Source organism: Cellulosimicrobium sp. SL-1, from assembly GCF_011033075.1.
Classification (GTDB): Bacteria; Actinomycetota; Actinomycetes; order Actinomycetales; family Cellulomonadaceae; genus Cellulosimicrobium; species Cellulosimicrobium funkei.
Genome location: NZ_JAACJC010000008.1, coordinates 121,013 through 133,898 on the forward strand (window position 1 = coordinate 121,013; position 12,886 = coordinate 133,898).

Here is a 12,886-nt window from a genome sequence, read left to right on the forward strand (position 1 = left end):
CTACACGGTGGTGATGTGGCGGTTGATGAGTGCTGCCATGCGGAGCCGGTCGATGTCGTCGGGCAGGTTGGGTCCGCGACCGCTCGGACGGGACAAGGTGTTGGCGCGCAGCATGTGCAAGATCTGGGCGGTGTTGCGCCGTGTCGCCTTGAGGGGCGGGGTGTTCAGCCGCCACGGCAGGTCGGGGTGAGCTTCGCGGATCTCCAGCAGCGAGTTCAGATCCAAGAGGTCCTTGTCTTCGTAGCGGTTCTTCCGCGCGTGTGCCTTCAATACCGTGGCTGCCTCCAGGCCGGGAATGCGCGTGGTGTACTCGATGACGTCGCCCTCGGTGAGAGTGACTGTCATCGCGAGCTCCAGTGGTGGCTGGGCCAGCGCGAAGACAAGCTCGGGGAGGGTGTCGACCTGTCCCACGCCGGGAACCTCTTGAGGTTGCATGCCGGAGGTCGTGCCGTGGCGGGAGAGCAGCAGGTTCACCTCGATCCGGCGCTCTGGGTCGAGCGGTTTGAAGAAGAGGTTGCCGCCCTCCTGGGTGAAGTCGTCGGCCTTGAGGCGCTCGGCTACCGCCCCGACGATCTCGATGTCACCGACGGCCGTGTCAGCGTCGACGGTCGTTCGCGCCCGCGCTGCAGGGGTGGGGTAGACCAGGCCGAGGAGGCGTACCATCGTGCCCCCGACGATCCGATACTCGCCGTCGTCGGCCATCGCGTCGGCGACGGCCTTCTGGCCGAGGAAGCTCAGGTCGTCAGCTTTGCTCATGGAGTGGACCTGCATGGGCAGCGGGGCTTCGCTCCTCGTGGACGGGTCAGTTCCAGGGCTGCTCATTTGCCCTCTTCAGTGTCAGGGACGCCAGGTGTTCAGCTGCTTCGTCGCTGTCGATCTCGCCGCTGGTCTTGAGGTCCCAGTACACGATCGCGGGGTCTGCCAGCGGCAGCGGCAGAGGTTTGCGTGTGGTCGCGCGCAGGTGCGTGAGCCGCCACAAGCTCGGATCGGCAGGGACGCACGTCACAAGAGTCGCCTCCTGGAGCGGGGCTGGCACGAAACCGTCATTCTCCAGGTCTACGGGGCCGGTCAGGTACACACGCCCACGCGCTGGGAGCTTCCAAGGAGCCAGCAGGTCGGCGGCGACGTCGCCGCTGACCAAGGCCGGCACATCGACCAGGTCCGCGGCCTCGACGGCGGCCGAAACCTGGCGTACGACGGGGTCCAGGCTGTACCAGCCCAGCTCGACTCCGCCCGGTCCGGCGTAGTCGGTGAACCAGTGCTGCAGGAGCTCGGCACGGTTTGTCGCCACGAATCCCTCGCCCGTCTCGGTAACGAGCCCGGACAGGTGCCGCACAGCATTAGAGACCGACTGCTGGGTGGTCCTGACAGAATGCGCGATGACTGGCTGACGGGAAGGCTCGTCCGCCAGCAGCAGGTAACGCTCGACCGCCCATCGTGTCCAAGCAGTGCGGGCGGTGCGCGGACGGGCTGGTGGCGGCGCGGCTTGGTCGTCGATGAGCGCGAAGTCGTGCCCGTCGTGGATCAGCCGCGGTGGGTGGGCGGTCAATATGTCCAGCCTGCCGGCCAGAGCCTCTTGGACAACACTGTGGGTTGCTGTCTCTGCGACCAGCAGGCGTGACCGGTCCTCCTCCGGGAGCCTGCGAACTGCGTGCGCGTTGAGGTGGATCAACGGCGGAGTCGGTTCGACGACAAACTTCCTCCCGCCCGGCACGCGCAGGGACCACCGGGCTCCGCGCCCTCCCTCGTCGATGCTGAAACCGAACTCGCGCAGTAGTTCGCCTACATCGATTCCCACCGGACCTCCAACAAATCCCGACCCATCTCGTGGGTACTGACTTGTTGGACAGGGTATGGTTCGAACTGGTATGGGCGCCAGTCTATCGCGGCAGGGTGGTGGACCGGTGGCTAGCGTCGCTGGGTGTTGGCTCGACTGTCAGCGTTGGGCACTCGGCAAGCCATTGCAAGTAGTCCACTGACGGACGAGCAGCTGGTCTACTGGGTCGAGACCCCCGGGGGTGCCCGTCCGCCGCTGCGTCCCTGGACCTCTGCCTGCCCGACTTGGTGGGACTGTCAGCCGTCGAGCGCGTCCAGGCTGGATCCCGGCCGCCCGCGACTACCCCCGCCGCTTGGACTTCATGGCTGAGAGCTGACGTCGCTGCTTGCGCGAGCCGCGCGCCTCAGAAGCACCGCGGCCCACCATCGTCGACAGGGCAGACAGCCTCCTGGCGTCATCCGAAACATCATCGCGGTCCCTGCTGCCGGAGCGGATCGCCTCGCAGAACTCTTGCCCGTGGACCTCGCACCACGGGACCGTCAGTTTGCGCCCGTACTTCTCGTCGCCGTCAAGCTTGTCGATGGTGAAGTCCTGCCACAACGACGAGGACGGTCCGTTGTGCCCGCAGTCACACGAGTACGCGACGTAGTCATTGCTCTCGAAGTAGTCCCAGACGCTGCCGGTGACTATGACCTCGTGCCGGTCGGCGGCTTGGGCGGCCTTCGCGGCATAGTTCACGGGGCGTCCAGCCCAGACCGCCTCCTGCTCGTCTACGTTGCGAGGTGTCCCCAGCTGCTTCACCAGCACCCGCCCGCACGCGACACCGACCTTGAAACCAGTCTCGGGAAACCCGTCACCGAACTTGCCCTCGAGCTGTTTGACCAGGTCCGCGCTGAACGTCCGCACGGTGACCGCACCGCACAGCGCACGCTCGTAAGCAAGGTCACCCCAGAACAGCCCGAACCCTCCGTCGCCCTGGATATCGACGAACTGCGCCTCGAACTCGTTGAGGATCGCCACGGCGGACTCGACCGCGGACTTGTACACACGCGCCGTGGAAGTGTCATGCCGCCCGGTGCCCAGGTTCGTGGACCCCTTGAGGTCGAACACCACCGCCACCAGGTTGGGGATCTTCAACCAGCGACCTGACCCCTGCCCGGGGATGTCGTCGATGCTCGGATCGGCGTCTTCGGTCACCTCTGGGACAGCCCTGAGAGTCTCGCGCACGGTCGACCCCAACCCAGACATCAGCTCGTCAAGCCCCATGACGACCTCCTCTCGGCGGCAGGCTAGCGGCTACCGCCACTCGTGCGGGATGGCGGAGCGGGTGATTTGCGTCCATGCCCCTGGCTGGTCAGGTGTCGTTGGGGGACACTCAGCCCGGACTGGACGGTCAAGGATCGGGGGAGGGCACGTGGCAGGGCGGAAGGGCACGGGGCAGCAGCTTGAGTGGCACGCCGCCGCGCAGACCATGCTCGATGAGGCGCGGGCCGAAGCGCCCATGGCCGACAACAAGGCGGCCGTTCTGCTAGCGACGCTCGGAGTCGGGTTCGGTGTCCTCGGGGCTGGGCTGCTCGCCGGAGACTGGTCACCTACCGGTCTGCGAACCCCGGCAGCGGTCCTGTTCTGGGTGTCGGTGGCAACAGCTGTGGTCTCCGTGGTCCTGGCGGGCAGCGCACTGTGGCCCCGTTTCACCACCACGGACCGAGCCGGGGGCGTCTACTACTGGGGGCACGCCGCCGACTTCGACTCGGCGTCCGACCTGGCGAAGGCACTGGCGGGCACGAGCTTCGCCGACGCGTCCAGGGCGAGCCACCAGCTGTGGAGGCTCTCGCGTGCGGTGCGTCGCAAGTACTCCTTGGTCCGCAGGTCGCTGGTCACGGCTGCCGTCTCAGTCGCCGCGATGGCGCTGTGCCTGGTGCTCGAGCTGGTACTACAAGCCTCCCAGTGAGTTCGCTGCGGGCAACTAGCAGTGCACCGTCGTACCGCCGTCTAGCGAGCCGTGTCGGAGCCCCTAGGCCGCGAGCTAGAGCTTCCGGGCTGCCCCGACCATCTCGTGGCGAACCAGGATTTCCTCACCTGTGTCGGCGTGGCGCGTCAGGTAGTCACGCTCGCCTACCTCAAGGACGACGAGCGGAGCGTTGTCGAACCTGTCAGCCCCGTAAGGGACGACATAGACGGTGTCTCCGACTGCGAAACCAGGCTCGGACGGTGGCTCTGGGTGTTTCTCGACGATCCGAATCACTCCGGGGTCGAGGGCGGGCGACCTCGGGTTCTTCTTCCACCATTCCAGTTTGACCGGCTGTTCGTGGGTCTTGTCTGTGCAGAGAAAACCGTCAGGGCCTGGCGGGGTGACCGAGACGAACCCGTGCTCGTCTGGGCAAAGCCCGTACCACGGGTACAGCCGCCAGCTCACCGTTTGCGACTTGGTACCTGAGCCGCCCAGCTCGACAGCCTTCAGCTTCCACTCCTGCGAATGCTCGGACGCGACCCCGACGAGTGCGTGGGCTACCTCGTGGCGGACCGCATCGCGACGTTCCGCCGGGGTGAACAGTGCGACATGAGCGGCGCTGAAGAGGATGCGTCTCGCGTGGCAGAAGGTTGCACCCCCGCCATCAGTTTTCTCGAGCGACCGCACCCAGTACACCGACCAGTCGTCGAGCCCGTGCTGGGCGAGGAGGTCGAGCGTGAAACGGTGCACCGTCTCGAGGTCACGCCCTACCGCCGTGGTCCGATCTTTGGATTTCGCTGCCTTGCTGGGCACGGAGCAACACCTCTCTTGCACGCCACGTCGTCCATCGGGCTGGCTACCTAGCAGCGAGGGTAACGCCGAGAACACCCCTGTGCGGTTCGTGAATCCCCCGTCAACGTACAAGGTGGAGGACCGCCATGCTCCTGTGGCCGGTCCAACCCTCGTACAGACAAGGAGATCAGTCATGGGCAAGACGGGTGGCGGTCGCGGCACCAACCAGCACGCGATCAAAGGACGGTCGGTAGCAGGGCAGAGCGTGAGCACGGGTGGTGTCAGGGAAGACGCACCAGGCGGACAAGACGCGCTTGACGATCCGCTTGCCGCCGAGGGCCGGGCCACGGTGACCACACATCACGAGCGGCAACATGTCGAGAGTGACGCCTCACGCCCACAAGAAGTGCCGGAGCGGAAAATCTGGGCAAGAGTATTATCGATGATCGACGAGACGCCAGATGACTTCTTTACTGCGCTCGGCCCTCAACCAGGCATGCCAGGAGGAGGGGTAATCACACGCGAGACGATGTCCAACTACCTCGATAGAGTTCGTGAACTCTTGCCTTCGTTTTACCAGGAGACATTTGAAATATCTCTGGAGGCTGACGAGTGTGGCGACATATTGACCTACGAAGAGAATTCGCGAATAGCGTGGGATTATCAGGATCTTGCGGGCTACGTTGCCGAGATCCGAGGCGATACCGAGTCGTGGCTGTGAGGGTAACCGCCGCATATCAACCTCGTCGGCAGATGATCGTAAACGAGCAAAGGAGACTCCCCAAGCAGCCCGCTGCCGTTTGGAGCGGGCGCCAAGAACCGCCACCCAGAGGCAGTTTACGCTGAGGCCCCGGTAGATACCATCCCGGTTCGCCGTGCAATCCGACGTCAAAAGCACCAAGGCCGCCAGGACCCGAAAACCGCCAGAACTGCAAGTGCACCCATCGTCCGCCCCAAGATATGGCGGCAGTACCACCAACCGCCTAGCGATGGTAGAACTCTGCCTATGTCGAAGCCCCGCGAGGCGTTCGTAGCCGAAGCCCGTGCAGCCCTGGTTGTCGCGGCGATGCGCCGGACCCTCCTCACCTACGAGGAGCTCGGACGTGCCATCGGCATCAGCGGGGTCGGGCTGAGCCACCAGATGCGTTACATCCTCAGAGACCTCTCGAACGAGTGTCACGAAGCCGACCAACCAAGCCTCCCCGCCTTGGTGGTCAACAAACGAGACGGCAAGCCAGGCCAAGGTTGGGTCGACGGCGACCGCCACCCCTGGCACACCGAGGTCCGCCGCATCTACGAGTACTGGCGCCCGGTGTGACGGCCCCCGAAGGAGTCCAGAGGACACCTGCCGACGAACTGCGCGCAACGCTGCGGAAGGGGCGCACCGCTGTCGAGGAGCACATGGGCGTCTTCGACCGTGCCGGGTTGACATGGCACGAAGAGACGGTGACCGACATGCTTCTGCAGCACACCTGGCCCTTCATGCGCGGCGTCGCGTTCAACCGGAACGAGGAAGGCAAGACCGGCGCCGACTGGCTCTGGTGGTGGCTCGAGAAGGACGCCGCCTTTGGGATGCTGATCCAAGCGAAGCGGCTGAAACCCCCGAAGTGGACGGCTGACTTCGGGTACAAAGACGGACAGCAGTGGGCAAGGCTCGTTGATTCGGCCAAGGCACTCAACGTCGCTCCGGTCTACGCGGTGTACACCGGCACCCCCGAATCCAGGGGAGGCCTGTCATGTGGACGTCCTGACCATACGGGCGACTGTGAATGGTGCCGTGCGGCGACGGTGACGCTGTTCCCCGCCAACGCCGCGGAGTACCTCGCTCGGTTCGATGCGCCGTTCGAGCTCTCCTCGACCGTGCCGCTGGAGTTCCTCACCGACGCGGATCTGGGACCTCGACCGTTGCGAGTAAGGGCCGACCTGCCCGAGTCGCTGCGCTCATTCCTCACGTCTAAGCACGACGGAGTGCTGAGTGTAGCGAAATCTCTGGTCTCGATCGTGATGAACGTGAGGGAGAGACAATCCGGAGTCATGACGGACACTGCTGTCTCCGAGAACGTTACTGACGACCCGTACTTCTCCCACCTGCCCTCCGACCAGGGACACATGAGCGACCAGGTGTTCCCCAACATCCTGCGAGGCCTCAGGCGCACCCCTCCGGGCTACGCCTTGGACGTACTGCACGGCAACCCCATCCAGGCCGACCTACCCGGGAAGGTCGGTGGTGTCGTTGTGCTAGACCTCGACACGTCACAGGGGTAGAGAGCCCGAAGGCGCGTCGGCAAGGGGAGGGACCCCTGGTCGCGGTGCGCGAGAACTCCCGCGCCGAAAGGACGTGTAGATGGCTCATCAGGTTGAGGTCTCGGGCTGGCGGCCGATCTCCGTGGGTCCGCCAAGCCCCGGCGTCGTAGAGGAGGCGTCCGGTCGCCGACGTCGCGGCAACGGGCGACCTCTGGGGAGCGTCCTGTCGTTCCGGACCGAAGGCCATGGACTGCTCACCACCCGGCTCACGAAGACCGAGGACGAGGACGCCTGGGTGTACGAACCACTCCTCGTCGCCAAGCGTACGGACTTCGGTGTATGCCCGATCTGTGGCGGCGAGGAGAACCTGAGCGACGAGCATGTCCCGCCCGGGCGGCTGGGCGGCAGCGTCCTGACACAGACCTGCAAGACGTGCAACAACTACTTCGGCAGCATGGAAGATGCCCTACTCAAGCGCGCTGAGGAGCGATACACGCTGGCAGTACGAGGGCCGGGATTCCGGGGAGAGCGACGCGTCGCTGACGTGATCCTCCGCCTCGACGAAAACAGGCACATCATGCTGTCCACATGGAACGGTGACTGGCCCGAGTGGACGGGGCCGATGTTCACCGACCCCGGATATGAGATCCAGCTAGAACGCCCTTGCCAGTGTCTGTCCTACGCGGCGATCCTCAAGAACGCCTACCTCGCGGCCTGCGCGTTGAATCCCGCCATCGTTGAACAGCCCGAGCGGTGGCCAGTCGCTCAGCTCGTCCGTCGCCAGCTGAGCAACTGGCGGAACCGCGGGAGCGGGGCCCACCGGACCCTGGACCCGCCTCTCCGCAGGTTGCACGTGAGATACGACGCGCCGATGGCCCAAGCACCCGGAGTCACCTTGTGCACCGCCACGCACAGAGAGTCCGGCGAGCAAAATCACGTCATCCGGATGGGCTGGCAGCTGGTGGTCGCATGGCCGGTCGACGCAGCCCGGCTGATCGAGGTCCAAGACCACTAACGCGCGTAAGAGCCCCAAAGTGGCCTGCGAAGCAGAACCAGCCGCGATGGGCGGGCAACGGGCCCCGTTGCTTCGACGAACATGCCCGTGGCCCGTCGCCAGTGATCCACGGCGGAACTGCTGGAGATTGCGATGGTAAGCAGCGTCCCCGCTCGGTCAGTCGTTTTCCAGTACTGCCCGGGCCTTCTCGTGGAATGCGCGGATCGCGGCTTGGTAGGCCGCTTCGTCGACCCAGTCGTTTCGGAGAGGCTCACCGGGTCTCTCCTTCGCCGAGACGTCGATGGCGGTGCCGTATGCCCACCTGTAGTGCTGATCACGCACGGTCTCAGCTGCTTTGACCACATCGTCGGGCATGAGCAGGTAGAACTCTGTGATAGCACTTTCCAGACGAAGATCCGGTGGACCTCCTCTCGGCAGCCCGTTCCCCGATATGTCCTCTCCGGGCATGAGGTAGTACTCGTCCACGTATGTCCTGACGGCAGCGTCGGCGGCATCGAGGTTCCGGAGAAACCGCACGACAGCCTCGTTGCGTGCGTCTCGACGTGCCTCCAAGCGATCGTCGTCGCGCCGAGCCTCCGCTTGCTGGCTCTCGAACGAACGCTGGTCCTTCGCCAGCTCACGCGCGGACCGGTTCGATAGCCAGGCACCGATCAGTCCTAGGACAGCACCGGCTACCACCCCGGCCAGCTGGCTCTCGTACCAGGGTGCTGGTTCGGTGCTTGCGTCGCAGGCGGCTGTGGCGAGCACGACGAGCGAAGAAGTGACGAGCACACCACCGATAGTGCACCACCTGTGTCGGGGGTGCCGCGCAACGGGGCTGGTGAAACAAGCGGAGAGCGGTGAGCATCAATCGGTCGTCGAAGACCGCTGTGCGCTCACAGACCAGGGGGCCGACACACGACCTGGGCAAATCTTGACGCCTGCTCAACGACAGCGGGCTGCTCGTATAGTCTCGTATGGCCGTTTACGAACACCTGACGATGAGGTTGTTCTGTGATGGTTAGGCGGTTACGGGCGTTGGCACTGCTCGGGACTTTCGCCCCGTATCGAAACGGGTGAAACCGCCCGATAGTGGGGCGAACTGTGGGGGTTCTGGACCTCCCCCAAACCCCCCGGGCGCTATAGCGCATCTAGGCTCACCTGCGAAGACGCCCGCTGTGCGACCGCCCTCCTAAAGCGGGTGTCGCCAGTTCGAATCTGGCCAGGCGCACCGAGCAGGACCGCTGTCCAGAGTCCAGCGAGTCTGGCGCTCCCCGCACCGAGACCCGGTGCGCGTGGCGGTGCGGTCACTTCGTGGCGTTCGGGTGGTGCGTGTGCACGTCGAGCACGTGGACCGTGCCTGGGGCACCCGAGGTCACGAAGTACCACAGTCGTGCTCCGCCCGGGAGCTCGTACTGCCGTCGTACGTGCTCCACACCGTGGACGGTGACAGTCGCGAGGTCGCCCTTCAGCGGGTGGCAGGTCGGGTCGTTGCGGACCGGGTCACGCGTCAGGGCGTCCCAGGCATCGGCCAGTGCATTGAGCTTGGTGGCGCGAAGGTCGCGCCAGCCCTTCTGCGCCTGTTGGGTGGCGAAGGCCAGTCGGTGCTCGGTGCGTTTCGTCGGCCGCTCGACCTGAACGTCCTTGGGCACGATCACTCGCCGCCGTCGGGGCGCTCGACCTCGACCTGCTCGTCGAGCCACACGTACTCGGTGCGGTCCCAGCCGGCTGCCTTGGCCTGCGCCGTCGACATCCACGCATGGATGACCGTCGACAACGGTTCGAACTGCGCAACGGATGCGCACGCGCGAGCGGTGCGGACGAGCTCGTCGGCGAACGCCTCCTGCTCGGCGTCCGAGAGGAAGATCATCCACGGGAACGGCTCGCGAAGACGGGTCGCGAACGAGCTGGGCCAGTCCGAGACGGCGACAGCGACGATCTGCGCGGCCAGGGCGAGCCCGGCGCGGTCTGCGTCGGCCTCGGCCTTGCGCATGAGGACGAGCTCGTCGCCGTCGCGGCGCGTGATGGTCACCGGGCCGCGGTCGGCTGCCGCGGCGACGGCCTTGCTGTCGCGCGACAGGTCGGAGAACTTCACGCGCTGCTCGACAGTGGAGGCACTCATGCCGCCATGATTTCAGAACTAGTTCTGAACAGCAAGGGCGAGCGGGACGGAGCAGTCCCAGGCGTGGAATGGAGAGCGGACTGGTCAGCGTCATGGCGTCACCTCGGCCTTCCAGGCCTCCGCACGACCACGGCCGGCGTGCGCGGCACGACGGCGAGGCTCGGCACCGGCGCAGGGACTGACCCCGCGCGGTCAGTTAATGATCTCGCCGCGCTCCTCGGTCCGCAGGGCCGCGAGGCGCGCGCGCCAGCTCGCGAGCTCCTCGGGGCTGAGCCGCGGCCACTCGGCGACCTCGCGGACCACCCGCAGGGGCGCGCTGCTCCGGTAGGACCGCGTGGGGTTGCCCGGGAACTTCTTGTCGGTGACGTTCGGGTCGTCCTCGAACGGGCCGGTCGGCTCGACCTCGTAGACGCGCGGTGCGGCGTCCCCGGCCGCCAGCTCGGCGGCCAGCGCGGCGCCGCCGACGAGCGCGGTGAAGTAGACGTGGTTCATGACGATCTCGGGCCGGTAGTTCGACCGGAACCCCGCGGTCAGCAGGTCGCCCGCCTGCAGGTCGGCCTTCGTCCCGTGGAAGAAGGGCCCCTCGTCCGTCGCCTGGATCACCCGTTCAGGGTAGGACGGACGGGTGTCCGCCGTCGGCCCGGGACTTCCGGTTGCGGTTCTCCCGTCCCGCGGGCAGCGTCGCCGTGGGGGCGCGACGCCCAGACCACCGCTCCCGCGACCGCGTCACGTGCCTGCCGAGGGAGCCACCGTGCCGTACACGCCGAAGGACGCCACCCCCACCACCGCCACCGCCAACCGCGACGCGCGCGCCCTGTACGCGCTCGACGACGTCGAGGACTTCGAGACCGCCCGGCGTGGGCACCTCGCGGACGTCCCCGGCGGGAAGATCCTCCTCGACGACGGCCGTGTCAGCTACGACACCACCGCCGTGGCGTTCCTCGACGACGACGCGTCCGAGAACCCGGACACGGTGAACCCGAGCCTGTGGCGCCAGGCGAAGGTCATCCACCGCGCGGGCCTGTACCCGGGTGGTCGACCGCATCTACCAGTTCCGCAACGCGGACATCGCGAACCTGACGATCGTCGTCGGCGACGAGGGCCTGATCGTGGTCGACTGCGCGTCGTCGGTCGAGTTCGCCCGGACGGGGATGGCGGTGTTCCGCGAGCACGTGGTCGACCTGCCGGTCGTCGCCGTGATCTACACGCACACCCACATCGACCACTACGGCGGCGTCAAGGGCGTGGTGGACGAGGCGGACGTCGCCTCGGGGAAGGTGCCGATCATCGCTCCGGGCACGATCGCGTCGTTCGACAAGTACGCGATCGGCGAGAACGTCGTCGCGGGCAACGCGATGAGCCGCCGCGCGTCGTACGCGTTCGGGAGCCTGCTGGACCGCGACCCGCGGCAGTTCGTCAGCTCGGGCATCGGGTCGGGCACGGCGGACGGACCCACGGTCTCCTACATCTCGCCCACGGACCCGATCACCGAGACGGGCCAGTCGCGGCACATCGCGGGCCTGACGTTCGAGTTCCTCTACGCCCCGGACACCGAGGCGCCGGAGGAGATGCACATCTGGATCCCGGAGCTCAAGGCGCTCACGTGCGCGGAGAACGCGAACCACTCGCTGCACAACATCCAGACGCTGCGCGGGGCGCGCACGCGCGACGCCCGGAACTTCGCGCGCTACCTCGACGAGACGCTCGTGCGGTGGGGCGACGAGGTCGAGGTGCACTACGGCCCGCACACGTGGCCGGTGTGGGGCAACGCGGAGGTCGTCGCGTTCCTCGAGTCGCAGCGCGACACGTACAAGTACATCCACGACCAGGCGCTGCGCCTGGCGAACAAGGGGTACACGCCGCTCGAGGCGGCGGAGGTCGTCGAGCTGCCCGAGGTCCTGCGCCGCAAGTGGTACAACCGCGGCTACCACGGGACGCTCCACCACGACGTCCGCGCCGTCTTCACCAAGGAGCTCGGCATGTGGGACGGCGACCCCGTGTCGCTGCACCCGCACCCGCCCGTCGACACCGCGACGCGCTACGTCGCCGCGTTCGGGCGCGACGCGATCCTCGCCGAGGGGCGTCGCGCCGTCGAGGCCGGCGACTACCGGTGGGCCGCGCAGGTGCTGCACCACCTCGTCTTCGCGGACCCGGACGACGTGGAGGCCAAGAACCTCCAGGCCGACGCCTACGAGCAGATGGGCTACCAGGCCGAGGGCCCGCAGTGGCGGGGGGTGTTCCTCACCGCGGCCCGTGAGCTCCGCGAGGGCATCCTCGCCGCGCGGTTCGCGACGGCGAGCCCGGACACGGTCGCGGGCATGCCGATCGACATCCTCTTCGACTACGCCGCCGTGCACGTGGTCGGGGAGAAGGCAGCCGAGGTCGACGTCCGGTTCGACGTGGAGTTCACCGACCGGGACGAGACGTGGAACGTGCGCGTACGCGACGGCGTCCTCAACGCCCGCCCCGGCGCGTCCGACGGCGCACCCCTCACGGTCCGCGCGCCGAAGCCGCTCGTCGCGGCCGTGCTGCTGCAGCCCGCGGCGGCGGCGAAGCTCGCGGACGCCGGGCAGGTGACGCTCGACGGCGACACCTCCGTGCTCGACGCCTACGCGTCGGTCCTCGACGAGTTCGACCCGAACTTTCCGATCGTCACGCCGTAACGCACGGCCGGTCCGGGGCCGGGCCTGCCAGGGTGCGACCGGGAGCGTCCGGTGGACACGATGGCGGTCTCGGCCCGACCGGGCCGACGGACGGAGGTGACATCGTGGGGATCGACGACCTGAAGGGCAAGGCGTCCGACGCGCTCGACAGCGACAAGGGCGAGAAGGCGTCCGACGCCGCGCTGGACAAGGGTGGCGACGCGGCGTCGAAGGCGACCGGCGGCAAGCACGACGACCAGATCGACAAGGGCGCCGAGCGGGCTGACGAGCACCTGGGCCAGCAGTAGACGCGGGACTTCCGCAGCAGCACCGGGTCCGGGCCGCGAGGTCCGGGCCCGGTCGC

15 protein-coding genes are annotated in these 12,886 nt (G+C 66.9%); 7 read left to right on the top strand and 8 right to left on the bottom strand.

Annotated features, from left to right (window positions below):
- The 3 genes from GWJ10_RS13780 to GWJ10_RS13790 all read right to left on the bottom strand — a co-directional run bounded on the left by GWJ10_RS13780 (window position 1) and on the right by GWJ10_RS13790 (window position 3,043).
- Window positions 1–756 carry a hypothetical protein gene (locus GWJ10_RS13780; protein ID WP_163188067.1) on the bottom strand — a complete coding sequence of 252 codons (756 nt, stop codon included), beginning with the start codon at window positions 754–756 and terminating at the stop codon, window positions 1–3.
- A 46-nt stretch (window positions 757–802) separates the two neighbouring features.
- Entirely contained in the window at window positions 803–1,798 is a 996-nt protein-coding gene (locus GWJ10_RS13785; protein ID WP_163188069.1) for a hypothetical protein, read from the bottom strand.
- Window positions 1,799–2,116: 318 nt separating this feature from the next.
- A complete protein-coding gene (locus tag GWJ10_RS13790; RefSeq protein WP_163188071.1) occupies window positions 2,117–3,043 on the bottom strand; it encodes a hypothetical protein in 927 nt (308 codons plus the stop codon).
- A gap of 148 nt (window positions 3,044–3,191) precedes the next feature.
- Here GWJ10_RS13790 and GWJ10_RS13795 point away from each other — a divergent pair, with 148 nt between their 5' ends.
- Window positions 3,192–3,728 carry a Pycsar system effector family protein gene (locus GWJ10_RS13795; RefSeq protein ID WP_163188073.1) on the top strand — a complete coding sequence of 179 codons (537 nt, stop codon included), beginning with the start codon at window positions 3,192–3,194 and terminating at the stop codon, window positions 3,726–3,728.
- A 75-nt stretch (window positions 3,729–3,803) separates the two neighbouring features.
- On the opposite strand, the gene GWJ10_RS13800 is transcribed toward GWJ10_RS13795, so the two are convergent.
- Window positions 3,804–4,541 carry a hypothetical protein gene (locus GWJ10_RS13800; RefSeq protein ID WP_163188075.1) on the bottom strand — a complete coding sequence of 246 codons (738 nt, stop codon included), beginning with the start codon at window positions 4,539–4,541 and terminating at the stop codon, window positions 3,804–3,806.
- Between the two features lie 172 nt (window positions 4,542–4,713).
- On the opposite strand from GWJ10_RS13800, the gene GWJ10_RS13805 reads away from it, so the two are divergent.
- The 4 genes from GWJ10_RS13805 (at window position 4,714) to GWJ10_RS13820 (ending at window position 7,779) form a co-directional block, all read left to right on the top strand.
- Window positions 4,714–5,241, top strand: a complete 528-nt coding sequence (locus GWJ10_RS13805) for a hypothetical protein (RefSeq protein WP_163188077.1) — start codon at window positions 4,714–4,716, stop codon at window positions 5,239–5,241.
- Between the two features lie 285 nt (window positions 5,242–5,526).
- Entirely contained in the window at window positions 5,527–5,838 is a 312-nt protein-coding gene (locus tag GWJ10_RS13810; RefSeq protein ID WP_163188079.1) for a hypothetical protein, read from the top strand.
- Between the two features lie 83 nt (window positions 5,839–5,921).
- Window positions 5,922–6,785, top strand: coding sequence for a DUF6615 family protein (locus tag GWJ10_RS13815; protein ID WP_163188081.1), 864 nt, complete (start codon window positions 5,922–5,924; stop codon window positions 6,783–6,785).
- Window positions 6,786–6,864: 79 nt separating this feature from the next.
- The gene (locus GWJ10_RS13820; RefSeq protein ID WP_163188083.1) at window positions 6,865–7,779 is read left to right on the top strand and encodes an HNH endonuclease; all 915 of its coding nucleotides are present in this window, start codon (window positions 6,865–6,867) and stop codon (window positions 7,777–7,779) included.
- Between the two features lie 156 nt (window positions 7,780–7,935).
- Here the strand turns inward: GWJ10_RS13820 and GWJ10_RS13825 are convergent, their stop codons facing one another.
- The 4 genes from GWJ10_RS13825 to arr all read right to left on the bottom strand — a co-directional run bounded on the left by GWJ10_RS13825 (window position 7,936) and on the right by arr (window position 10,483).
- Complete coding sequence (locus GWJ10_RS13825; RefSeq protein WP_163188085.1) at window positions 7,936–8,550, bottom strand: hypothetical protein; 615 nt, start codon at window positions 8,548–8,550, stop codon at window positions 7,936–7,938.
- Window positions 8,551–9,065: 515 nt separating this feature from the next.
- Window positions 9,066–9,416, bottom strand: a complete 351-nt coding sequence (locus GWJ10_RS13830; protein WP_241005812.1) for a hypothetical protein — start codon at window positions 9,414–9,416, stop codon at window positions 9,066–9,068.
- Window positions 9,413–9,880, bottom strand: a complete 468-nt coding sequence (locus GWJ10_RS13835) for a type II toxin-antitoxin system Phd/YefM family antitoxin (protein WP_163188087.1) — start codon at window positions 9,878–9,880, stop codon at window positions 9,413–9,415. The genes GWJ10_RS13830 and GWJ10_RS13835 overlap by 4 nt, the downstream gene beginning before the upstream one ends.
- A gap of 192 nt (window positions 9,881–10,072) precedes the next feature.
- A complete protein-coding gene (gene arr, locus GWJ10_RS13840) occupies window positions 10,073–10,483 on the bottom strand; it encodes an NAD(+)--rifampin ADP-ribosyltransferase (RefSeq protein WP_021481156.1) in 411 nt (136 codons plus the stop codon).
- Window positions 10,484–10,911: 428 nt separating this feature from the next.
- Between arr and GWJ10_RS13845 the strand changes: the two genes are divergently transcribed.
- Both GWJ10_RS13845 and GWJ10_RS13850 read left to right on the top strand, forming a co-directional pair.
- Window positions 10,912–12,543, top strand: coding sequence for an alkyl sulfatase dimerization domain-containing protein (locus tag GWJ10_RS13845; protein WP_206158409.1), 1,632 nt, complete (start codon window positions 10,912–10,914; stop codon window positions 12,541–12,543).
- 104 nt (window positions 12,544–12,647) lie between these two features.
- Entirely contained in the window at window positions 12,648–12,830 is a 183-nt protein-coding gene (locus GWJ10_RS13850) for an antitoxin (RefSeq protein WP_076406227.1), read from the top strand.
- Window positions 12,831–12,886: the final 56 nt, after the last annotated feature.

Bases quoted from the DNA above. Each gene is read 5' to 3' on its own strand.
- GWJ10_RS13780 (WP_163188067.1), bottom strand. From the start codon at position 756: ATGAGCAAAGCTGACGACCTGAGCTTCCTCGGCCAGAAGGCCGTCGCC.
- GWJ10_RS13790 (WP_163188071.1), bottom strand. From the start codon at position 3,043: ATGGGGCTTGACGAGCTGATGTCTGGGTTGGGGTCGACCGTGCGCGAG.
- GWJ10_RS13805 (WP_163188077.1), top strand. From the start codon at position 4,714: ATGGGCAAGACGGGTGGCGGTCGCGGCACCAACCAGCACGCGATCAAA.
- GWJ10_RS13810 (WP_163188079.1), top strand. From the start codon at position 5,527: ATGTCGAAGCCCCGCGAGGCGTTCGTAGCCGAAGCCCGTGCAGCCCTG.
- GWJ10_RS13815 (WP_163188081.1), top strand. From the start codon at position 5,922: ATGGGCGTCTTCGACCGTGCCGGGTTGACATGGCACGAAGAGACGGTG.
- GWJ10_RS13820 (WP_163188083.1), top strand. From the start codon at position 6,865: ATGGCTCATCAGGTTGAGGTCTCGGGCTGGCGGCCGATCTCCGTGGGT.
- GWJ10_RS13835 (WP_163188087.1), bottom strand. From the start codon at position 9,880: ATGAGTGCCTCCACTGTCGAGCAGCGCGTGAAGTTCTCCGACCTGTCG.